This is a genomic window from Companilactobacillus muriivasis (assembly GCF_036246245.1).
In the GTDB taxonomy this organism is placed as follows: domain Bacteria; phylum Bacillota; class Bacilli; order Lactobacillales; family Lactobacillaceae; genus Companilactobacillus; species Companilactobacillus muriivasis.
The window spans coordinates 21,806-43,875 of sequence record NZ_BTTQ01000006.1; the positions used below are offsets into that span (position 1 = coordinate 21,806).

A 22,070-nucleotide genomic window follows, 5' to 3' on the forward strand; every position below is an offset into this window, starting at 1 on the left:
CCCTCACTTAAAAATGTGTCTGACTGGAATCAACGTTTGTTTTCACAAATTTCCGATGTAAAAAGTTATAGGCTTTCTTGACAGTCTGCTTTTTACCCGTCATCGACCATTTCATTTCGACATAATTAATTTGATTCGTTTCAATCCAGACATCCATCATCAACTCCGCCACATAACCGAAAACTCGTGCTTCTTGAACAGAATAATTAGAAATATCAATTCGATTCTCCAACTGTTCCAAGACATCGAATAGCCATGTTGCATACGCATTGAACTGAGCTTTTTTCATGATGAACATATTGAACATATGGGCTTGATTTCGATTCATCACCGTATCAAATGATTCGACATATTCCGGATATGCTTCGATCAAAATATTACGTACTTCTAGCAAAGGTTCTTCATGATGGGCATGAATGTAATGAGAATAGTTAGTTTCAATGTAGTAATTGCGCTTTTTAGGCAAGATAACATCATATTTTGTCAGCAACTTTTCTGCATCGTTTTGATCAATCAAATGCTCGAACTTATTCTTACGACCCGATTTGAAAAAGAAGCGGCGGTAGTGAACTAGCCCCACTGCATCAACGGAGGATAAGTTTTTCCATGCCCAATATATTGCTGTTAATTCGTTGTAATTAGCATTTTTATGAGAAATATTTTCGTCAACATCATCCCTTTGATAATCGAGGTCGATACCCACTTGATAATTGCGCTTGGCATTAACTAAAATTGGCAGATATAAATCGCGATTGGTGGGCATTGGCGCCTGTTTATGCGTTGCTACCAAAATTTTTAACTTGCTCAATAGGCTCCCTTTCCTTTGAAGACACTGACAAAGTTTCCGATAATTATTTTTATATCGAATAACATGCAGGCCTGATCGATGTAACGCATTTCAATTCGGGCGCGCTCAGGATAACCGATATGACTTCGACCAGATGCTTGCCATAATCCCATTGCACCGGGCTTAACGGACAAAAGTTTTTCATGATCGTACTCTTTTAACTCTGCTTCAATTACCGGGCGAGGACCGACTAAACTCATTTCACCTTTTAAAACATTGATAAATTGGGGAATCTCATCGATTGAAGATTTTCTCAAGAAACGACCAACTCGAGTCACTCGGGGATCATCTTCTGGCTTCAATTTGTAGTTATTAGCTACATATTTGGCATACAATTCCTTATCCTGTTGCAATCTTTCTTCGGCTTTCACAATCATGGAACGGAACTTGTACATCCCAAACTTTTCACCCTTTAAACCAACACGGATATGGCGGTAGAACAGTGGCCCACGATTTGATTTACAGATAAGGTTCATCATTAGAACGAATAGGAAAATGGGACTCAAGCACAAAAGCGCTAACAGAGACATAACAATATCAAAAATTCTTTTCATGATTGGATAAATAAAAGATGGCTTATGAATAGCTATCCTTTTTTCATCACCGTCAAAATATTCCATAGCTTTTCTCCTGTTTTAAAATAGCCAAAATTTTTTCTTGGCTGGGGGTAATGTGGAAATATCTTTAATTTCAAGTTCGGCAATATCTTCACCGTTGATAATATTTCTGGCGTTCTGTTGAAAACGTTCTACGACATCTAGGCCTTCTTCGGCAGTCAGACGTTCAAAAGCCTCTTTCATCAAGAATCTTCGTCCCTCAAAATTGTGCGCATCGGAAGCAAAGACAAAGCCTTGATTCGACCTGATGATTTTTTCAGTCAGCGCCTGAACTTGCTTTCCAAAATTGCCTAGATAACTGCTACAAGTCAGCTGTGTCAAGCACCCTAGCGCAATCAGTTCGTACAACTTTGATGGATTTTTTTGGATAGCGTGATTGCGTTCTGGATGAGCGATGACTGGTCTGATATTGCGAGCAACTAACTCAAAAATAATTTGTTCGATATACTTCGGTACATCGTCATGAGGTAGTTCTAATAAGAGGTATCGATCAGTTTCATCCATGAATAGCACGTCATCCGTAGCAATTTTTTCTAATAATTCACCATTCAAGTGCACTTCCTGACTCGGAAAAATTTGCAGCGGCAGTTCCAGCTTGTTCAACTCATCTTGCAAATGAGCTGCCTTTTGAATGACATCAAGTTTGTGGTTAACGTACTTGCCATCTAAATGATGAGGCGTTAACAAAAGATGACTAATACCCTGCTCGACCGCTACCTTTGCCAAACTCATAGCGTTATAAATATCCTTTGCTCCATCGTCAACAGCAGGTAAAAGATGGCAGTGTAAATCGATTAAAGTCATTTTGGAACAGCTCCGTAATATCCGCTGTATTCGCCGCCGTAGTAGCCTTCCATCTTCTCTTTTGACATGCGATTCATAATGAATCCGAGGATATGGGCATGAACGATTTCCAGAGACTTTTTAGCCTGAGTAACACCAACTTTATTAGCAATTCCACAAGGAACTACTAAAATAACGCCATCCACTTTAGTTGCTAAAACTTGCGCATCGGTCACGGAATTAATCGGTGGAGCATCGAAAATCAGGCAGTCAAATTGCTCGCTCAAGGCAGCTAATAATTCATTGATTCTCGTGCTTCCCAGTAGTTCTGACGGATTCGGAGCTGTTGGTCCACTGGTAATAACGAAGAGATTTTCGACCATTGTTGGCTGTACGACTGTTTCCAAATCAACTGTTCCTGAAAGATAATTGGACAATCCCAAGTGATTGGAAACTCCAAATGTCCGGTGGATTGTTGGTCGACGTAAATCGGCATCAATCAAAATAACCCGTTTATCCTGTTTAGCCCAACTGACAGCCACATTATTGCTGACGGTTGATTTCCCCTCGGATGGTGCTGAAGATGTGAACAAGATCGATTGCAAATTTCGATCAACTGATGAAAATTGAATATTCGTCCGAATCGTGTTGAATTGTTCCGAAATCGTGCTGATAGGGTTGTCATAAGTAACTAAGCTGACACCGTGCGATAGACTGTAGTTATCCAACTTTTTTGCTGATTTTTTAAATAATTTAAAAGCCACTTTAGACCCTCCTCTTAGCAGGATTTGGTTGATTTCCATAGAATCGTTTGCGTTGTACCGTTCGTTCGACATCTTTTTGGTCAATCTCAGTGACAACACCAAGACTAGTTAATCCCAGCTCGTCAACGAGAAAACTTTCTGATGTAACGGTCCGATCAGTCAATTCAATGATGAAAGCTAACGCCATGCCCAAGAGCATTCCTAAAATGATACCGGCGAGAATATTCAAGGTTTTCTTAGGACTGACAGGTTTCTTAGTTACCAACGCATCTGACACGATGGAAACATTATTGATACTCATGATTTTGCCAATTTTCTTCTTAAAAACTTTTGCTGTAGCGTCCGAAATTTTGGCAGCCGTCTTAGCATTAGTTGCCTTAGCTGTTACGGAAAAAACTTGTGAATTCTGTGAATTACTAATAGTTAATGATTTTTTCAATTTAGTCATCGAGCCTGGATAACCAGCATAAGTTTTCACTTCACGATTAACGTCTTTTAAAACAGCTGGACTAGTGATGATGTCCTTGTAAGTGCTGATCATTTGTATATCGGCCTGAACTTGTTGAAACTGAGCACCTTGCAAATCGGCAGAAAGTTTGCGATTAACGAGAATCTCGGTTGTTGCGCTGTATTTGGGTGTCATGACAAAGAAAGTCATAATTGCTGCTACCAAAGTAACGACAATCGTTGTTCCCAAGATAGCTTTAATGTGTTTACGCAGTATGACTAGAATTTGAATCATACTAATGGTTTGTTCTGATTCCACTTAAACCTCCACTAATAATCAAATTTATTTGTATACGTGTGATGATGCCAATGCCGTTTCCAGAGCTGAGAGTATTCATTCTGCTGCGCGGTACGGTTCGAGCCACAGTGCGGTCTCGAACCTCGGTTGAAGCCTTTCCAAAAACCGGAAAGTCTCCAACACGCCCGGTGGTGTAATGGCTAAAGCCATAACGCCACTTTCGCGGCAGATGAATACTCTCGGCTCTTCCAACTAGTTTTTCTAATGGATATAAAGCGTTATATTCTACTTAATAAATAGATTCTTCTAATTGATATTTCAATTTAATTGAAGTTAATATTTATAGAACGTCATCAATTCACACAACACGTATTTACATGTTTCCCTCATGCTGGAACAATTTTAAGGGCTGACAGGATTGATGTCTATACAGCTTTGATATAACTCGATATATGAATATTTGAAACTTGATATTATTTTTTTACCGATAATTTGAGAAAGCTTTTCCGATTGTTTGATGGTTTTTGTTATGGAATCTGAATTTTCGTTATTAATCTATTTATTGTTAAAAACTTAAAAAGAAACAAAAAAAGCCCAATAAGACGGCACACACTGGACAAGACACTCTGTCCATTTGTGTACAATCTTATTGAGCTAATTTATGTTGTCTACAATTATATTGTTAGTGTCACCTCCGATTGAGAGAAAAAAGTTCATCTGCTGTGCGACCGACTTGAGCCAAGGTCTCAAGTCTCAATTTTGAGCTTCGCAAAGTACGCGAATCTCAAAATACGTCGGTTGTGTAAAGGCTAAAGCCTTAACACGACCTGCACTGCTGATGGATTTTTTCTCTCAACCTCCGGCTAGTTTCTTCGTTGGTTGGTTTTTATTTTCTCACATATTATTGAATATCTGGAAAGCATCAAATAAAAAAAGATTCCAACCTCCTATTCCAATAATTAATTATTGAAATTAAGAGGCAGAGTCCTTAGTTAACTTTAGATTTCAACCAATGTATATGATTTTCTTCACGTTCAATGGCACGGGTCAGTATCAAATAGTGACCATAGTTATTTTGAATCGTGGCATCATCTGTGAAAACTTCTGCCAGACGCCCCTTTAGATAATCATATTTTTCTTGGCGCAATTCCAATTCCTGCTGGAGTAAATTGTTCAACAATGGATCCGACTGGTCTTTAATGAAGTAAAGTTTCAAAGAAAAAATTTCTTCATTATCAGTCAGAGGTTCTTGCATCCAATTACGTAATATTTTATGACCCTCGTCAGTGACTGTGTAAAATGTCGATTTATCCACATCTTCATCCGTCAACCAACCGTCATCTTTCATACGCGCTAGTTCGGGATAAATTTGACTGTGTGAGGCATGCCAGAAATCTCCGACTTCATTCTTAAATTCCTGACTGATCTGGTAACCAGATAGTTTACCCTTATTATTGATTAATCCTAATAAGACATATGGTAAGATACGTTTTTTTGGCATAATTTTCTCCATATTAAATGTTGAAATATAAGCAAGCTAAATATAATTTTTGCTACAAAGATATCGATTGATACTTACTTAATCTGAATATTTATGAAATTGTTTATGTTATAAAATTCTAAATAGTCGGAAGAACTGAGAATATTAACCCGCTGTGGGTGTGGCGTTATGGCTTTAGCCATTACACCACCGGGCGAGTTTTGAAATTCGCGTACTTTGCGAAGTTCAAAATCGAGGTTCGAGACCGCACTTCGGCTCGGACCGGTCCGCATAGCAGGTTAATATTCTCAGTTCTGGAGACGGCAGCTTAAAACTTTTTAACAATAAAAAAATGATATACGGCTTTCGTATACCATTCTAACATGCTTATTTATTGATACGGTGGTAGTTTTCGTCGAAATATTTTCCAGCACGAATGTCATCTGGCAAGCCTTTGTAAGGTGCTTCACTGATAACATCGTCATTATTTTGACCAGCATCACCCATGTAAGTGATTTTAGCCATTTCTGGAACAACCAACTTAGGATATGTTTCGTACTTTTCACGTGATTCTTCCATTAAATCGATGTGTTCATTTTGGTAAGTAACGGTAATTTCAGGATGTTCTTCAACCCACTTAGGGAAAAAGATTGTTCCATGCATCTTGTTTTCGTTAGGCATGAAGTCCAAAGCAACATCAGTACCTGTTGGTTCTGTCCATGAAACTTTGTAAACACCTTCTGTAAGCATAAGAATATCAGCTTTTTGGTCAGTTACCCAACGTCCGGCAACCATACCACCGTGAATTCGGTAGTCAGCAGTATGATCATTCTTAGCGTACCATTCATATTCCCAGCCATTATCGTAAGTATAAATAAAGTGTGTTCCTAAAAAGTCATCTAATGTTTTGAAAGTTTTTGTCATAATTTAATTGTCTCCTTATGTCGTTATCGACAATAGCTAGTATATGTCGATAACGACATATAGTCAAGAAAAAGATTTCAAACAAAAAGACAGACCATTCCACATTAGGAACAATCTGTCTTATATATTTAAAATCATTTGTTGTTTACCATTTGATTCATAACTTTGGCAGTTACAGGGATATCAGCGTACTTGGCGATGGAATCTTTATCCATAACCACAGTATTGGCAGCTGAATTAGCCAATGCAGCAAAGGCTTGAATTTGTTGAGCAGTGAAATACTTATCGTCAACAGCTGCTAAAGTATCATTCAACTTCTTAATTTCATAAGCTTTGGCGTCAGCTCTGGCAATTGTGGCTTCAGCTTCTGCCTTGGCTGTTGAAACCGTAGCTTCATTTCTGGCCTTAGTTTCAATTTCGATACTTCTGGCATCACCGTTAGCTTTCGCAATGGCAGCCGTCTTTTCACGATCAGCCCGGATTTGTTTCTCCATGGATTCAGTAATTGAAGCAGATGGTTTCAATTCGTCAATATTAACACGGTCAACTTTGATACCATACGTATCTGTCAAATCTCCGATGGCCGTGGCTAAGTCAGCGTTAATTTGAGAAGTGGAACCCAATGCTTCATTCAAATCTAATTTACCGATAATATCACGTAAGTGACCACGAACCAACTGAATCATTGATTCAACTGAATTGCTATTTTCATATTGAAATTTACGGGCATCGGTAATGTGATAATTCAAAGTAACGTTAGTTTGGACTTCCGCATTATCCTTGGTAATAACCGAGTAACCCTGCAGTGACAAAGGAATCATCGCTAAGTCAACAATACGTACTTTCTGGATAAAAGGTATATAAATGTTCAAACCAGCGCTGACTTCACGTCTGTATTTACCCAAAGTTTCTACTAAACCAACATGATTCTGACGTACTATTTTAAAACCAAACATATTTCTCCACCTACTTTTCTGCTTTCAATTCTTGAATCGTCAAGATATTACCGTTTGCTTTGATAATTTGATAATTTCTCTCTTTGTTAACCGAATCATTTGCCAATAAGTCATAGCGGTAATAAATCCCCTTAACCTCGATCAAATCGTTTGCCATATTGATTTTGTTCCCTCCAACGACTGATCCTACTATTTGGCGTTGCTCGAGATTATTGGTGGGCACTGCCGCACTCAACTTAGTGACGATATAATTATTAACACTACGATTTTCACGATCGGCATCCTCAGAAATCCGGTCGTATAAATCTTTATCTAGTCTTAATGCAATCATCTTATCTGTCATACCCGCATTATATCACCACTATATCAAAGTGATATCATTCTGATATTGACAAAATGCCAAAAAAATAGAGCCACTAAAGTAGCCCTGCTTTTCTTTGATAATGCTTATATAAGCCTGAAAAACGTTCTTTGTATTCAGGACGCCATGGTTTGTCACGACCGCAGAAATGTAAAATAACCGTGTGATCAATCACCCAATCGATGTCCCATTCGCCATTACTTTTTGCATAATAAAGTGGATTCATTCTGGCATCATAATTGTATAATTCATCTGGGATTCTCATAATATTTTGACCATACAAGCCATTCAAAATATCCTGATCTGGCAACAATAATGCTGCTCCCATTTTATTGATATAGTTGAAGATATCTTCAGCTTTGACATTTTCCCGAATAGCTTCCAAGTCCATCAACATGATTCCCGAATTAAAGTAACCCTCAGCCTCATAATTACCCAAGCGCAATTTATTGATGTTATCAGTTACATCCAAAGACGTATGACTGGCTGCCGCATACCAGTAATCTTTCAAATCAATTGTATATAACGGCTTCAAGTCATTAATAACCAAAATATCAATATCTAAATAAAGAATCCGCTTAATATTTTTTGGCAAATATTTGTATGCCAATAGTCGATAATAGATAGTCTTAGGATAACGGTCAGTTGTTGGTGCATCGTCGAATTGATCATCATCAATTATTACAGGGTGATAGTGCATCCCTAATTTCTTACAAAAACTTTTGATTTCATCGTTCTTTTGTAATTTCTGATCTTGAATCACATAGACAGAATACTTTTCAATGGTAGAATTCTGTTTAATCGAATATAAAGTAGTCATTAATTGTTGCGTTACATTGTCGTCAATCGCAAATAATAAATTCATATATACCCTCCTAGTCAATCATCCTCAACTAAATTATACTATAACTTGGTGTGGAGCCGCCGAAGGATGGCAGAATTTTCGCCTGCTATGAGGACCGGCTCGAGCCAAAGTACGGTCTCGACCCTCGATTTTAAGCCTTGCAAAAAGCGCAAGTCTCAAAATACGTCCTGTGGTGTAATGGCTAAAGCCATAACGCCACCTCCACAGCGGGTGAAATTCTGCCATCCTCCGGCTAGGGTATTAGAAATATGAAAACTCACAAATTTATCAATCTATAAAAGCATAAAACCTTTCACACATAGTGCTAGTTAAATACTCTTATATTCAACTAATAACGATTAATTAGTCGGAAGAGCTGGGAAATATTTGTGTGCCGTGGTAGTGGTATAAGTACGGAAGAAATCTTCCGTACTTATACCACCGGACGTGTTTGGAGACTTGGCGAACTGTGTCAAGGCTTCAAACCGAGGTTCGAGACCGCACTTTGGCTCGGGCCGTTCCGCACAGCTTGAGAATATTTCCCAGCTCTGGAGACGGCATATTTAACTAACATCTCACTTAAAATCTTTCAAAAAAACAGGAGCGAAAACAAATGATTAGACCTATTAATCGTGACACTGCACTACTTTCTCAAAAAGCTGAATTGGCTACTAAAGACGACCATAACGTCGTTATAGACTTGCTTGATACTTTGAAAGCTAACTCAGAGAATTGTGTTGGCATGGCTGCTAATATGATTGGTATTAATAAACGAATTATTGTTTTTTCTATGGGTATTATGAATGTCCCCATGATTAATCCTACTATCATTAGTAAGTCTGGTCAGTATTCAACTTCTGAAGGTTGTCTTTCTTTGGTCGGTGAACGTGCAACTAAGCGTTATAAAAAGATCACGGTTAAATATTTGGATAATAATTTTAATGAACAGACTCAGGAATTCTCTGACTTTATTGCTGAAATTATTCAACATGAAATTGACCATTGTGATGGCATTTTAATTTAGTCAACAAAAAAAGCGACCTGCGAGGGTCGCTTTTTGAATACAATTAATTATCTTTGTTCAGCATCTCTTTCGACAGTAGCAGCTTTATCAAAGTCTGCTTCAGTCTTAGCTTCTGCTGACATTTTAGCCAAGTGAGCATATGTTGAATCAACATGTTCAGCGGCTAATGATGCCTTAAGTCTTTCATTACCCTTGTGCATATCAAGCATTGTCCAAATTAGGAGTGCTAGAACGGCAGCAATCAAGACACCGGCGATGATATTTGCTTGAGTCATTTGACCGGCAGTTGGATTATCGCCATAGAATGCTTGGATTTGACCAGGTAATCCATAAAGGTTCAAGAATGTTAATGCGAGAACTGAGAACCAACCGAACCATTTGATCCAAGTAGCGTTTTTGAATTTGTTACCCATTTCTGTGGCACTGTCAGTCATCAATAATAATGGCAACATTGAGAATGGCAAAGCGAAGGCCAAGAATACTTGTGAGTTATTCATTAAATCATTCAAAGCCACGTGCTCGTCAATTGAACTCTTACCACTTGTTAACATAACACAGATTAATACGGGGATAACTGATAACAAACGTGTAACTAAACGTCTTAACCAGAGAGGCATCTTCATGTGAACGAAACCTTCCATGATAACTTGACCAGATAGTGTACCAGTAATAGTTGAATTTTGACCTGAAGCCAATAGAGCAACGGCGAACAATGTTGAAAGGACACCTGATTTAGCAACGGCAATCAAAACTCCATTGCTCAAAGTTGAGGTATCTGATAAGGCGTGATACAAACCGAAGAATGATGGGTCTTTAACAGCACCACTCTTGAAGACGGCAACACCCATAACTAATAGCAAAGCATTAACGAAGAAAGCTGCTGTTAATTGAATATTTGAATCCCAAGCTGAGAAACGAACATTTTGAGCAACTGATTTTTCATCAGCGTGATCAACTTTTCTTGTTTGAGAAATAGCTGAATGCAAGTACAAATTGTGAGGCATAACTGTGGCACCAATGATTCCCAAAGCACCAGTCAAAGGTGTTTGACCACCAATTGTGGGACCAGTTGCGAAAGTTTTGCCAGTTGGTACTAATCCAGCAAATGCGGCGCTCCAGTTAGGATTTGATAGTGCAACTTGATAAACGAATACAAATAAAATTACGAGAATTAAACATACAACGATAGCTTCAATTTTTCTGAAACCAATTTTTGTTAATAATAGCAAGACTAGAACATCACCAACAGTAATGAAAACGGCAATTACTAATGGGATATTGAATAATAGATACAAGGCAATCGCACCACCGATAACTTCGGCAATATCAGTCGCCATAATAGCGAATTCAGTTAAAATCCATAAAACGATACCTAGTGATTTACTTGTTCTGGCACGAATCGCTTGTGCCAAGTCCATCTTACTCACTATGCCTAGTTTAGCTGCCATATATTGTAACAACATGGCAATTAAACTAGACATAAGAATAACTGACATTAGTAGGTATTGGAAATTTTGACCACCGGTGATTGATGTTGACCAGTTACCTGGATCCATGTAACCGACGGCAACTAATGCCCCGGGACCTGAGTATGCAAGTAGTGTTTTGAAAAAGCCTTTGTCTTTTGGTACTGAAACTGTGCCGTTGATCTCTTCTAGTGAAGGACCATTGGCATATTGGATTAATTTACGCTTTTCAGCCATATTAATCTCCCCCTTTAACTTTGGTTTAACGAATAATCATGATTGAGATAGGTGAATATTTTGCCATATAGGCTGCTTGCGAACCGAAGTATTTCTTGATTCCCTTTTTAGAAAGTGAACCAATAACTAGCAAGTCCGCATCTGAGGCAGGAATTACATCCTTGACGATTGTTTCACCAGGATCCCCTTCAGCTACCATTAACTCAACTTTCTTAACTCCAGCATCTAAAGCCACTTGGCGATATTCTTTCAAGTGATCTTCAAGCTCTTTACGTTCTCCGTGAACATAGTCTCTCGTCAACGCTTGATAAACATTCATTTCATTATCTTCAAGAATAGAAGTAATGATTAACGTTGAGCTATCTTTGATACAACGGTGCATAGCATATCTAAATGCCAATTGAGCATCCGCTGAATCATCAACACCGACTAAAACACGTTCAAAAGTGTTATTTTGCTTCGACATTTTTCTCTCCTCCAGTACAATTTTTTAAATCAGTTTGTTGCTGTTTGTCTTTCCAAAACTCATTCTACCCCAAATTAATACGATGTAAACTCTTTTTTAAGGCTACCTAACAAAACTATAAATTAAAATGTATTGATTCAAATTTTTGTGGTAACCGTTTACCTGCCCATTATAAAGGGGATTTCAGCAATATTATGAGGTATATATCAAAAAGGTTAGATAAGCCTTAACTATTTTATTTAAAATAAATATGTTATATTAAAAACGTTCATAGCAAGGTTTATAGAGATTTTATATTAATTCATTTATGTTTTGTTATACAAATGGTATATAAAAGCCTATTACATAAGATTTTAAATGTATTTATTAGTCTGGGCTAATTAAATCAATTAAACTAATTTAATCACGGAGGTAATTATGAAGAATGAACGGTCTCACAACCAACTAACAAAGGAGATTCTAATCGGCATGTACTCTAGGATCTTCACCAATTTACTATTATCAGTTGACGATATTTTTAAAGAGCCTTCCAAATAATCTATCTATAGAAAAAGGTGGCGAATAATTTTGAATGACTTAAATTTCTTAAGACTTATCTTCGAATTAGGTGGCAGTTTCCAAAATGCCAACAATATTGATTTGGCCGTCAAAGCCAATGTCAGCAAGGCTTCTATCTCGGATAGAACTCAACATCTAGCAAAGTTAGGCTTGGTTAAGTACATAAAATACTACGGAACCCGACTAACAAAGAAGGGATTGAACCAAGTTACTCCCCTAATCCAGCAACATCGCTTATTGGAAACGTGGCTTTATGAAAAATTAAATATTCCTATAAGTGACATCTACGAACAAGCTACAAAATTATCGGACCATCCCGATATGTTATTGATTGACCGACTTAATATCTACTTGGATTATCCAGAAACATGTCCGCATGGAAATATCATCCCGATTAATTGTGAAATACCCGAGTTTACTCAGGCGTCCCTACTTGCCAATCAAGATATTGCTGAGACTACCTTAAGAATTATCAATTTCACTGAAGACGACTATCTCTTTAAGATTTTGAGCAATATCGACTTACGATTAGATGACAAAATCAGGGTAATCAATCGCAATAATTATGATCACTCAATAGTAGTTTTGAATCTGCGCAACAATTTAAAGCAAATTTTGCCAAAAAATATTACAAAGAAAGTTCGAATCGAAAAAGTTCCTGTAGCAACAACAGAAAAAAGCATTTGAGGGCACATGATTTCTAATCACGCGTTGTCAAACGCTTTTTTTTGTTGCCGTTTCCAGAGCTGAGAGTATTCATCTGCAGCGCGGCACGGTTCGAGCCAAAGTGCGGTCTCGAACCTCGGTTGAAGCCTTTTCAAAGCCCGAAAAGTCTCCAACACGTCCGGTGGTGTAATTGCTAAAGCAATAACGCCACTTTCGCTGCTGATGAATACTCTCAGCTCTTCCAACTAATTTAATTTCTAATTGAGTTCTACAATCTAACTTTTAGACTTAAATAAAGACAATTTGGTTATATACATATTTCTTCATTAATAGAATTAATATCAAATTTAATCCACCAAATATCAAAATGCTTCTATATATAGTGAAATCAAAATTCATAACAACTAATAAAATAGCCGGAGGCTGATAAGAATATAGTCTGCCGTGGAGGTGGCGTTATGGCTTTAGCCATTACACCACAGGGCGACTTTTGAGATTCGCGTACCTTGCGAAGCTCAAAATCGAGGTTCGAGACCGCACTTCGGCTCGGACCGGTCCTCATGGCAGAACTATATTCTTATCAGCCTCCGGCGGTAAACGACAAAAAAAATAAGCAACATCCCCAACTGAAAACGTTGAGTATTGCTTACTTTTCGTTTATAGGTCCCACAATCGTTGATACAACAGCCTCAATTGAAGAAACCAACGGACTATCTGGCGTAATGCCGGATTTAGCAAATCTGTCTTCCCACCACTGACTACGGATTGATTGAACCGTATCAATGACTTTTTGCCCCTCTGTTGTGAGCTGTAAAATCTTAGTTTTCCCTGCCCCATCAGTCTTTGTCAGATAATTAAGTTTTTCCATCTTATTAATCTCACGGGTTGCTAATCCTTTATCGATCACTAATGAACGGGCAACTTGATTCTGACTAATGTTTTCATAATCGCTCACAGCCAATAAAATGCAAGCCGCAGTCGGATTCAAGTTGATTTCGTTGAACTTTTCCCTCGTATCCTTGTAATATTGTCTATGTAAGATAGATATGTCTTGCGCTAAGTAACCGATATTTTTCATTTATTTTCACTCCGATGAAAAGTTTTCTGTGTTGACAACTCAACACGAATGATTTAATTTAATCTATAAATAAGTATAGAACAAAATTATATAAAAAAGAGGCTAGAAACAATGACAGAACAACCAAATGGTGCTCAAGCGTTGATTCAAACAATGATCAATCAAGGAGTTAAGTACGTTTTTGGACTACCTGGTGCTAAAATCGACCAACTTTTTGAATCACTTGAACACTACGATAATCCTAAGACTCCCAAACTAATCATCACTCGCCACGAACAAAATGCGGCTTTTATTGCTGCGGGAATCGGTCGTTTGACTGGTAAACCTGGTATCGTAGCTACTACTTCAGGACCTGGTGTTTCCAACTTAGCAACTGGTTTAATTACCGCCACTTCTGAAGGTGACCCAGTTGTTGCTCTTGGTGGTCAAGTTCCTAGAAACGATATTGCTAGGTTAACCCACCAGAGTATCTCAAGTAAAGAGCTTTTAGCTGCTGCAACAAAGGAGAGTGTGGAAATTCAAGACGCAAATAATTTGTCGGAGTCATTTGCAAACGCTTACCAAAATGCAATGGCACCTAAATCTGGTGCTACTTTTATCTCCATCCCTCAAGATGTTTTGAATGATAAAGTCAGCAATAATACCATCAATGGCTTGTCTCCCATCGAACAAGGTGGTGCTGATCAAGAAACTGTTAATAAGATTATTGAAAAGATTGAACATGCTAAGTTACCTGTAATTTTAGCTGGTATGCGTTCGTCAACTAATGAAGTAACTCATAAAATTCATAAATTTTTACATAAGTTCTCAATTCCTGTTGTTGAAACTTTCCAAGGCGCTGGTGTTATCTCACGTGACCTTGAAAAGAATTACTACGGTCGTGTTGGACTATTTAGAAACCAAATTGGTGACACAATCCTCAAGGAAAGTGATTTAATCATCGCTGTCGGTTATGATCCAATCGAATACGAAGCCAGAAATTGGAACGTTGGCAGAACCGGTGAAATTATCAACCTAGATAGTATTGCCCCTGAAATCACTAACGATTATCAACCAGACTTAATTGTTCAAGCTGATATTGCTAAAACTTTGGACGAAGTTAGTGAAAGTTTACCCGCTGACATTGACCTTGGCACTGATATGCACAAGCATTTGGCTGACCAACAAGAGAAATTTACTAAGAAAGATGCTATTCCTGAAAATCACTCGGATAAAAACGGAATTCATCCTCTAGCAATCATCCACGCTTTGCAAAATCAAGTTAACGATGACACAACTGTAACTGTTGACGTAGGATCGCTTTATATCTGGATGGCACGTCATTTCAGAAGTTATAAACCACGTCACCTACTATTCAGTAACGGTATGCAAACACTCGGTGTGGCGCTTCCATGGGCCATTGCAGCTGCTTTGGAACGTCCAGAACAACCAATCGTTTCCGTTGCTGGTGACGGTGGCTTCCTATTCTCTGGTCAAGAACTGGAGACAGCAGTTCGTCTACACCTCAACATCGTTCAATTGATTTGGGACGACGGATATTACGATATGGTTCGTTTCCAAGAAATTGCTAAATACGGTCACGAATCTGGCGTTGAATTAGGACCAGTTGATTTTGTTAAATATGCTGAAAGTTTCGGTGCTACTGGTATGCGCGTTGAAAGAACCGAAGATTTGGAACCTATGCTTGCCAAAGCCTTTAACACCAAGGGTCCAGTCATCTTGCACATCCCTGTTGATTATTCAGACAACATCAACCTTGCATCTAAACTTGTCGATGACGTATTGAACTAATTAGAAAGAGGCAAAAATATGGCAAAAACACATACACTCTATCAACACGGAACTCTAGCATTGCTCGTTCCCGGTCTATTGGATGGAACTATCACGATGAAAGAATTGTTGGAACATGGTGATACTGGAATCGGTACTGGTGAAGGACTTGATGGCGAATTAGTTATTCTCGACGGCGTTCCTTACCAAGTTGATAGCGATGGCAAAGTTAACGTTGTTAAAGATGATTTCACATTGCCATTTGCCAACAGTCACTTCGCTGAATATCGACATTTGACTGAAATCGAACAACTTTCACAGCCAGAATTGGATAAGAAAATTCTTTCAATGACCAGTAACAATACCTTTTTCTCACTACTAGTACACGGAACTTTCACCAATATCAAAACTCGTGCTGTTAAAAAGTCGCACAAACCTTACGCAACTCTTGGTAAGACTGCTGAAAATCAAAGTATCTTTTTGAAAGAATCTGTCGAAGGAACATTGTTAAGCTACTATTCTCCCCAGATTTTTGACGGTGCTGCTGTCGGCGGTTTCCATCACCACTTCCTATCTGATGACCATGATTTTGGTGGTCACGTCTTAGGATTTGGCGGCGCAACTGGTCAAGTTGAAATTCAACAATTCGATACTTTAGAACAACATTTACCTATTCAGAATAAAGATTATATGAATTATGATTTTTCCGATTGGGACATATTGGGAGAAATTCATAACGCTGAAAATTAATCATTAGAAAAGCCGATCTCACTTTAGAGACCGGCTTTTTATTTTGCTTCACGTTGCATTCTTTTCACAAAGTTAATACACGTATCCATTCCATTCAACCCATCAAAAGCTAAGTTATTCAATAATTTTTCATTACCAAAATTATTTTTACAGTATTCATCAAATTTCAAGATTGCCAAAGGTTTCGACTGCTTTAAAGCGTAACTAATCGTCGTGTGCGTCCCACCAGTCAAACCAGTTTCAATCACAATTACTCCATCACCCAAGCCACTCTGCCACTCATCTCGAGCTGCCAAATGTTGTGGAATAATTTTTGTCCCCAGTGGATATGTGGTAATTAATAGTCCGCCCTTTTCCAAAATACTTTTCGCCAGCGGAGCATTTTTCCGTGGATAAATTGGTTGATCTAAACCATGAGCCACCACCGCAATCGTTTTTTCAGCTGTACCATGAGTATATGCATCGCAACCCTGCGCTAATCCACTGACCACGACATATCCTTGTTCTAATGAAAGCCATTCCGTCAGTTCAATGTCACATTCGATACCATATTCAGTCGGCTTTCTAGTACCAACAATCGTCACCATCCGTTCAGCGTTCAACAATTCAATATTTCCCATTGCGTACAAAATCACTGGAAAACGTTGCAGTTTCAACAGGCGCTGTGGATAAGATTCATCAAGATAACTAATTATTTCGACTCCTATGGCTTTTGCTTGTTCTAGCTCTTGCAAAACTTCCTGATGATATTGATTCCAAATTTCATCCGAAAGTTTTCCACTAGTAACAGCCTTTTTAACGATAGTAATCTCCAATTCACTCAAAAAATTCCAGTTATCCACCGACTTATCGACATCAATCTCCTTTTCCATAATCTTACGCACCGTTTGTCCACCGATTCCGGGAACTTTTAACAACATCATTAGCAAAATAGTTTTATTTTTCATCATAATCAAAATTACGCAAAAAAAGATGAACCCTAATGGATTCACCTTATAAATTATTAATATTCAATTATAAATTGTTTTTTTACAACTAACCCTCAGCACTGGCAAGTGCTTCTTCGTCTGAATCTTCAAATTTAACTGAGATCCAAACACTGGCAAGTATCATGGCGGAGCCAATAATAAAGCCAACAGAAATTTGTTCACCCAATAGTAACCAACCTAAGAATGAACCAACGATTGGTTGAATCAAATAGAACAATCCTGAAGAACTGGCACTTATAACTTTGAGACCTTTATTCCACATTACGTAAGCAACGGCGGTTGAAACAGCACCGATATATAGCAAACTGAGAATAACTTTTGGTTCAGAAAAATTAATGCTTGTGAGTGATGGCAAGTCGCTCAAAATAAATGGTGTCAAGCAGACTACAGCTACTACAGTTGACATAATAGTAATTTGTAAAGAACTATACGTCTTTACTTTTTTAATCAAGACGGACATCAAAGCCCATGTGATGGCAGTTAGAATTAATAAAATAATTCCTAAAACAACATTGCTACCAGTCATTTTCAAACCAACAATCATAACTACACCTAAGATAGCAATGAGAACTGAGAAAACCTTGACCTTATCGAGTCGTTCTTTCAAAATCAACCAACCAAAGATAATCATAAATGCTGGAATGGTTGAAGTGATAACTGAACCAGTTTGGGCATTGGATAAACCTGTACCCATTTCCTGTGCTACTAATGAGATTGTGTTACCAATTATTCCGATCCAGAAGATCAATCGAAGATCAGACCAATTGATGTGCCACTTTTCTCCTTTTATTACTGAGTATCCGATTAAAAATACTAACGAGATTAAGTACTCCAACCAAACTAATTGAATTGGATGTACCTCATCGACAATAATTTTTACAACTACAAACATTGCTCCCCAAATAATTGCGGCAATGCTTAATTCAATGGATCCGAGAACCCTTTTAGACTTCATGAGTAATATTTCCCTTCGCTTTGATTTCATTTGAATTCATTGCTACGCTACCCTCTCGAATAGCCGAAATATTACTGCTGTCAATTAACGATAAATATTCACCTTCCTTATGGTTAACGTGATTAGTATAACAATGCTAAATGATAAAACAACACTCTGGAAGCGTTAAGCGTTTTCAGTTCAAATGATAGCTAGTATTTTCATGTTTTATGATAAATAACTTGTAGTGTTCGTTAAATATGACGTCTCCAGAGCTGGGAAATATTCACTAGCAATTCCGACTAAATAGTCGTTATTGTTTGAGTATTAATAGTATTCAAACACCTTTATAGTCAGTCAATTTTGGATAATAAAAGATTAAACTCGGTATGAAAAAAGCATTCCACTTTTCAGTAGAATGCCTTAATATGCTGATCCTAATAAATTCATCATTTCCAACCATGTTAAAGATAGATCCATCCATCCCGATGCTCTTTTATTCAGATACTTATCCTTACCAGGCTTTTTCGTAACATAAGTCGCTAAACCTAAACCATGGATTCCTGAACCAAACATGTGAAATTCGGCTGGAAGTCCCAACTGAACCATCTTTTCCACATATACCAAGGAATTCATGACATTAACCAAATCGTCGGTTCTTGTTTGCCAAACAAATGCTGGCTTAGAGTCTTTATTCAACAACTCCTGAGACTTCCATAATGACTCGTCAGTGCTAATTTCATGCAGTACCTTGTCATCATCTGGAAAGCTGTCTTTCATCGTCATATCGATTACAGGATAGCCTAAAATGACCGCTGCATGTTGACCTTTATATCTCTCAATTTGGTATTTCTTACGTAATGTTGGATTAGGACCTATTCGGTTATAAGCAGCCACTATATGTGCTCCAGCAGAAAAACCAGCTAAGATAATTTTATCCTTATCAATATGCATCGAATCTGGTTGTTGATTGATCCAATCGATAGTTTTTGCCATTTCCTGCAAAGCCATCGGATAAACTGGTGTATCGCCAATCAGCTTGTACTCTAAAACAACAGCGTGCATCCCAAAGGAGTTATAACGCAAAGCAAGCGGCTCTTCTTCACGCCCTGAGTGGAAAGTAAAACCACCGCCGGGACAAATTATTACGACTGGGTAATCAACAGGTTTCCCAAAATCGGATATTTGGTCGAGCAGTAACCTTTAACTGTAAATTCATGATCAGAGATTTTAAGCTTGCGTTCCTCTATTTTCATATTTTTTCTCCTTTGATTGTTGGAATTGCTGTATCTAGAACTAAGAATACTCATTTGCTTTAAGAATTAATCTTACAATAATTGTTTACATGTTTAGACTACCATTTTAAGTCTTCCAAAACTGAATAATTGTACGAAACATTTGTAAATTTAATTTATATTTTCAGAATTCATCACTAGATAAAACTAAATAAAAACTCAACTGGAGGGCATCAGTAAGATAGTTTGCATTTTGAATGGCGTTATAACGGTGCAATTTCACTACTACACCAGCCATACAGCAAACTACATTACTGACGCCCTCCAGCGACATATTTCAAAATAACTAAGCTAAACTAACATTGTTAATATTCATCGGATCAGCTTTCTTGGCTAACATTTTGTCGGTAAATCCAAAGAAGTAAACCAAGACAACTGCAATCAATAACGTTCCATAGTGAGAAATTAGGTAACCGTAGAAATTGCTGCCAATTCCGACTCCTGGCGTTATGAACGCTGGGAACCCAATTAAGGCACCTGATAGAGCATAGTTATCCACTCTCAAGAAGCCCGTCAAAGCACCACCTAGAGCACTGGCGATACTTGCTACAACGAAGACTCGTTTGTACTTCAAGTTGACACCATAAAGTGCTGGTTCAGTGACTCCACAAAACGCCGATACAGCAGCTGCTAAAGACATTTCCTTGAGTTTCTTATCCTTAGTTTTCAAGAATACAGCGAGAACGGCACCACCTTGGGCAACCATAGTGATTGAAAGAATTGAATTGATGTAACTGTGACCGTTAGTGGCAATATCGTTGATAACAATAGGAATGAGTCCCCAATGCAAGCCGAAGATTACCATTGTTTGATAGACACCACCAAGAACTAATCCAGATAAAGTTGGACTGAAGTTATAAATTGAAACTAATCCGTTGGAAAGTCCTTTACTCAAGACGGTAATAATTGGTCCAACGCCAATAATGACTACTAAACTCAAAACTAATGCTTCCAAAATTGGTACAAAAACACTTTTTACATAAGTAGGAATAACTTTCTTTAGAAATTTTTCAACATACTTTCCTAACCAAGCTGCCACGATAATTGGGAAAACTGAAGATGTATAGGAAATCAATGTTGTTGGAATTCCCAAGAAGTTGGTGCTGGCGGTACTAGCTTTACCCGCCAAAGTTATTATCTGTGGATAAATCAGAATTCCACCTACGATTGCTAAAACGATTGGATCTGAGCCTAACTTTTTAGCAGCAGTAAATCCTAAAACAACTGGTAAAAAGTAAAATGTTGCATCGCCCACAGCGTTCAAAATCACATATGTGCCGCTAGTCGTTGACAAAACTTTGAATCCGGTTAAAGCAGCTAAGATACCTTTCAAAATACCTGAGCCAGCTAGAATTCCAATAATAGGAATCATTGAAGCGGTTAGAACACCGATAAAATTACTGGCACCGCGTTTGACATTAGGCCAAAAACCATGAACTTTATTGGCAGTCTGATCAACTGCTTCAGCTGTGGCATCATCATTCGAGAATTGTGGACCAATCTGAGCAATCACAGCATCATAAACATCGACCACTGCTTGACCGATAACAACTTGATATTGACCGCCAGCTTTGGCAACCGAAATGACGCCATCCATATTTTCGATAATTTTATCATTTGCTTTAGACGAATCTTTCAAATAAAAACGTAATCTAGTTATACAGTGGATCAAACTGTTGATATTTTCTACTCCACCAACATTTTCAATAATGTTAGTAGCCAGCTGATCGTACTTTCCACCAGTTCTAGGAGGTTTCAACGCAACCTTTTCAGCAGTTTTGATTGCGGCCACTGCGACTGTATCGCCAGCTTCAACAACTTGTTCAGAACCAGTCACCATCCAATTTTGTAAAATATCATTACTATTAGTAATTGCCAAAATGACGGTTGTCTCTTTGCCAGCAGCTTTAATTGCAGCAAGATCCATGCTAACGACCGCTTCACCGGCGTTGACGATATCGCCTTGTTTAATGTTGACCTTGAAAGGTTTGCCCTCCAGTTCAACTGTATCAATTCCCAAATGGACTAGAATATCAGCACCATCCTTAGTTTTGATACCAAAGGCATGTTTAGTTTCCGAAACTAAGGTAACTGTTCCATCGACTGGCGCAACAATCTCTCCAGAAGTAGGTTCAATTGCTAAGCCTTGTCCCATCAGGCCTTGTGAAAATACGGGATCAGAAACTTTGTCTAGCGTTAAAAGTTGCCCATCAGCGGGTGCAACTAATGAAATCAGTGTTTGATTTTCCATAACGTTCATTCCCTTTTTTTGAATTTCACATCAATTTTGTTTACGCTTTCATTATATGTTTAAACACATTTATAGTCAAATTTGTTCGAACTAATTTTATTGGTATTTTCGCATAAATGAATGCTTGGATTACGTATATGCAGTAAAATAGACTTGTTGTTTAAATACAAAATGTAAACTTTTTTATTTATAAATTTGATTATATGGGGAATCATGTTATGGAAATGGCTCCAAACCAGATTAAACATTTTTAAAATTATATCGT

The 22,070-nt window shown here is 37.9% G+C and carries 21 protein-coding genes; 4 read left to right on the plus strand and 17 right to left on the minus strand.

Annotated elements, in window-relative coordinates; all coding sequences use genetic code 11:
* Positions 1-7: 7 nt before the first annotated feature.
* The 10 genes from AAA923_RS07710 to AAA923_RS07755 all read right to left on the minus strand — a co-directional run bounded on the left by AAA923_RS07710 (position 8) and on the right by AAA923_RS07755 (position 8,342).
* On the minus strand, positions 8-808 hold the full coding sequence (locus tag AAA923_RS07710; protein ID WP_338216092.1) for a DUF4422 domain-containing protein: 801 nt from the start codon (positions 806-808) through the stop codon (positions 8-10).
* Complete coding sequence (locus AAA923_RS07715) at positions 805-1,467, minus strand: sugar transferase (RefSeq protein WP_435890170.1); 663 nt, start codon at positions 1,465-1,467, stop codon at positions 805-807. Before AAA923_RS07715 ends, AAA923_RS07710 begins: the two co-directional genes overlap by 4 nt.
* Before the next feature lie 15 nt (positions 1,468-1,482).
* Positions 1,483-2,268: a tyrosine-protein phosphatase gene (locus tag AAA923_RS07720; RefSeq protein WP_338216093.1), complete on the minus strand. Its 786-nt coding sequence runs from the start codon at positions 2,266-2,268 to the stop codon at positions 1,483-1,485.
* Entirely contained in the window at positions 2,265-3,011 is a 747-nt protein-coding gene (locus AAA923_RS07725) for a CpsD/CapB family tyrosine-protein kinase (RefSeq protein WP_338216096.1), read from the minus strand. Before AAA923_RS07725 ends, AAA923_RS07720 begins: the two co-directional genes overlap by 4 nt.
* A gap of 1 nt (position 3,012) precedes the next feature.
* Entirely contained in the window at positions 3,013-3,777 is a 765-nt protein-coding gene (locus tag AAA923_RS07730; RefSeq protein WP_338216098.1) for a YveK family protein, read from the minus strand.
* Between the two features lie 967 nt (positions 3,778-4,744).
* A complete protein-coding gene (locus AAA923_RS07735) occupies positions 4,745-5,257 on the minus strand; it encodes a PadR family transcriptional regulator (protein WP_338216100.1) in 513 nt (170 codons plus the stop codon).
* A gap of 366 nt (positions 5,258-5,623) precedes the next feature.
* The gene (locus AAA923_RS07740; protein ID WP_338216102.1) at positions 5,624-6,160 is read right to left on the minus strand and encodes a phenolic acid decarboxylase; all 537 of its coding nucleotides are present in this window, start codon (positions 6,158-6,160) and stop codon (positions 5,624-5,626) included.
* A gap of 134 nt (positions 6,161-6,294) precedes the next feature.
* Complete coding sequence (locus tag AAA923_RS07745) at positions 6,295-7,116, minus strand: SPFH domain-containing protein (RefSeq protein WP_338216104.1); 822 nt, start codon at positions 7,114-7,116, stop codon at positions 6,295-6,297.
* A 10-nt stretch (positions 7,117-7,126) separates the two neighbouring features.
* The gene (locus tag AAA923_RS07750; RefSeq protein WP_041501460.1) at positions 7,127-7,459 is read right to left on the minus strand and encodes a hypothetical protein; all 333 of its coding nucleotides are present in this window, start codon (positions 7,457-7,459) and stop codon (positions 7,127-7,129) included.
* A gap of 73 nt (positions 7,460-7,532) precedes the next feature.
* Positions 7,533-8,342 (minus strand): glycosyltransferase family 8 protein, encoded by an 810-nt coding sequence (locus AAA923_RS07755; RefSeq protein ID WP_338216107.1) that lies wholly within the window; start codon positions 8,340-8,342, stop codon positions 7,533-7,535.
* Positions 8,343-8,934: 592 nt separating this feature from the next.
* On the opposite strand from AAA923_RS07755, the gene AAA923_RS07760 reads away from it, so the two are divergent.
* Positions 8,935-9,345, plus strand: a complete 411-nt coding sequence (locus tag AAA923_RS07760; RefSeq protein WP_338216108.1) for a peptide deformylase — start codon at positions 8,935-8,937, stop codon at positions 9,343-9,345.
* Between the two features lie 47 nt (positions 9,346-9,392).
* Here the strand turns inward: AAA923_RS07760 and AAA923_RS07765 are convergent, their stop codons facing one another.
* Together AAA923_RS07765 and AAA923_RS07770 are read right to left on the minus strand one after the other, a co-directional pair.
* Positions 9,393-11,048, minus strand: a complete 1,656-nt coding sequence (locus tag AAA923_RS07765) for an Nramp family divalent metal transporter (protein ID WP_338216110.1) — start codon at positions 11,046-11,048, stop codon at positions 9,393-9,395.
* A 25-nt stretch (positions 11,049-11,073) separates the two neighbouring features.
* The gene (locus tag AAA923_RS07770) at positions 11,074-11,514 is read right to left on the minus strand and encodes a universal stress protein (RefSeq protein WP_338216112.1); all 441 of its coding nucleotides are present in this window, start codon (positions 11,512-11,514) and stop codon (positions 11,074-11,076) included.
* A gap of 567 nt (positions 11,515-12,081) precedes the next feature.
* Between AAA923_RS07770 and AAA923_RS07775 the strand changes: the two genes are divergently transcribed.
* A complete protein-coding gene (locus AAA923_RS07775; RefSeq protein ID WP_338216114.1) occupies positions 12,082-12,759 on the plus strand; it encodes a metal-dependent transcriptional regulator in 678 nt (225 codons plus the stop codon).
* Positions 12,760-13,384: 625 nt separating this feature from the next.
* Here AAA923_RS07775 and AAA923_RS07780 read toward each other — a convergent pair.
* Positions 13,385-13,816: a MarR family winged helix-turn-helix transcriptional regulator gene (locus tag AAA923_RS07780; RefSeq protein WP_338216116.1), complete on the minus strand. Its 432-nt coding sequence runs from the start codon at positions 13,814-13,816 to the stop codon at positions 13,385-13,387.
* A 111-nt stretch (positions 13,817-13,927) separates the two neighbouring features.
* On the opposite strand from AAA923_RS07780, the gene alsS reads away from it, so the two are divergent.
* Together alsS and budA are read left to right on the plus strand one after the other, a co-directional pair.
* On the plus strand, positions 13,928-15,607 hold the full coding sequence (gene alsS, locus AAA923_RS07785; protein WP_338216117.1) for an acetolactate synthase AlsS: 1,680 nt from the start codon (positions 13,928-13,930) through the stop codon (positions 15,605-15,607).
* A gap of 18 nt (positions 15,608-15,625) precedes the next feature.
* Positions 15,626-16,336 carry an acetolactate decarboxylase gene (gene budA, locus AAA923_RS07790; protein WP_041501451.1) on the plus strand — a complete coding sequence of 237 codons (711 nt, stop codon included), beginning with the start codon at positions 15,626-15,628 and terminating at the stop codon, positions 16,334-16,336.
* 38 nt (positions 16,337-16,374) lie between these two features.
* Here budA and AAA923_RS07795 read toward each other — a convergent pair whose 3' ends face one another.
* From AAA923_RS07795 to AAA923_RS07810, 4 genes are all read right to left on the minus strand, one after another.
* Positions 16,375-17,286, minus strand: coding sequence for a DNA-processing protein DprA (locus tag AAA923_RS07795; RefSeq protein ID WP_137619766.1), 912 nt, complete (start codon positions 17,284-17,286; stop codon positions 16,375-16,377).
* Between the two features lie 85 nt (positions 17,287-17,371).
* Entirely contained in the window at positions 17,372-18,280 is a 909-nt protein-coding gene (locus tag AAA923_RS07800; RefSeq protein ID WP_041501450.1) for a DMT family transporter, read from the minus strand.
* 402 nt (positions 18,281-18,682) lie between these two features.
* On the minus strand, positions 18,683-19,456 hold the full coding sequence (locus AAA923_RS07805) for an alpha/beta hydrolase (RefSeq protein WP_338216313.1): 774 nt from the start codon (positions 19,454-19,456) through the stop codon (positions 18,683-18,685).
* 384 nt (positions 19,457-19,840) lie between these two features.
* The gene (locus AAA923_RS07810; RefSeq protein ID WP_435890171.1) at positions 19,841-21,814 is read right to left on the minus strand and encodes a PTS sugar transporter subunit IIABC; all 1,974 of its coding nucleotides are present in this window, start codon (positions 21,812-21,814) and stop codon (positions 19,841-19,843) included.
* Positions 21,815-22,070 lie beyond the last annotated feature (256 nt).

Excerpts from the sequence above, each read along its gene's own strand:
- AAA923_RS07715 (WP_435890170.1), bottom strand. The coding sequence starts at position 1,467 with ATGGAATATTTTGACGGTGATGAAAAAAGGATAGCTATTCATAAGCCA.
- AAA923_RS07720 (WP_338216093.1), bottom strand. The coding sequence starts at position 2,268 with ATGACTTTAATCGATTTACACTGCCATCTTTTACCTGCTGTTGACGAT.
- AAA923_RS07735 (WP_338216100.1), bottom strand. The coding sequence starts at position 5,257 with ATGCCAAAAAAACGTATCTTACCATATGTCTTATTAGGATTAATCAAT.
- AAA923_RS07740 (WP_338216102.1), bottom strand. The coding sequence starts at position 6,160 with ATGACAAAAACTTTCAAAACATTAGATGACTTTTTAGGAACACACTTT.
- AAA923_RS07745 (WP_338216104.1), bottom strand. The coding sequence starts at position 7,116 with ATGTTTGGTTTTAAAATAGTACGTCAGAATCATGTTGGTTTAGTAGAA.
- AAA923_RS07750 (WP_041501460.1), bottom strand. The coding sequence starts at position 7,459 with ATGACAGATAAGATGATTGCATTAAGACTAGATAAAGATTTATACGAC.
- AAA923_RS07755 (WP_338216107.1), bottom strand. The coding sequence starts at position 8,342 with ATGAATTTATTATTTGCGATTGACGACAATGTAACGCAACAATTAATG.
- AAA923_RS07760 (WP_338216108.1), top strand. The coding sequence starts at position 8,935 with ATGATTAGACCTATTAATCGTGACACTGCACTACTTTCTCAAAAAGCT.
- AAA923_RS07765 (WP_338216110.1), bottom strand. The coding sequence starts at position 11,048 with ATGGCTGAAAAGCGTAAATTAATCCAATATGCCAATGGTCCTTCACTA.
- AAA923_RS07770 (WP_338216112.1), bottom strand. The coding sequence starts at position 11,514 with ATGTCGAAGCAAAATAACACTTTTGAACGTGTTTTAGTCGGTGTTGAT.
- AAA923_RS07780 (WP_338216116.1), bottom strand. The coding sequence starts at position 13,816 with ATGAAAAATATCGGTTACTTAGCGCAAGACATATCTATCTTACATAGA.
- alsS (WP_338216117.1), top strand. The coding sequence starts at position 13,928 with ATGACAGAACAACCAAATGGTGCTCAAGCGTTGATTCAAACAATGATC.
- budA (WP_041501451.1), top strand. The coding sequence starts at position 15,626 with ATGGCAAAAACACATACACTCTATCAACACGGAACTCTAGCATTGCTC.
- AAA923_RS07795 (WP_137619766.1), bottom strand. The coding sequence starts at position 17,286 with ATGATGAAAAATAAAACTATTTTGCTAATGATGTTGTTAAAAGTTCCC.
- AAA923_RS07800 (WP_041501450.1), bottom strand. The coding sequence starts at position 18,280 with ATGAAGTCTAAAAGGGTTCTCGGATCCATTGAATTAAGCATTGCCGCA.
- AAA923_RS07810 (WP_435890171.1), bottom strand. The coding sequence starts at position 21,814 with ATGAACGTTATGGAAAATCAAACACTGATTTCATTAGTTGCACCCGCT.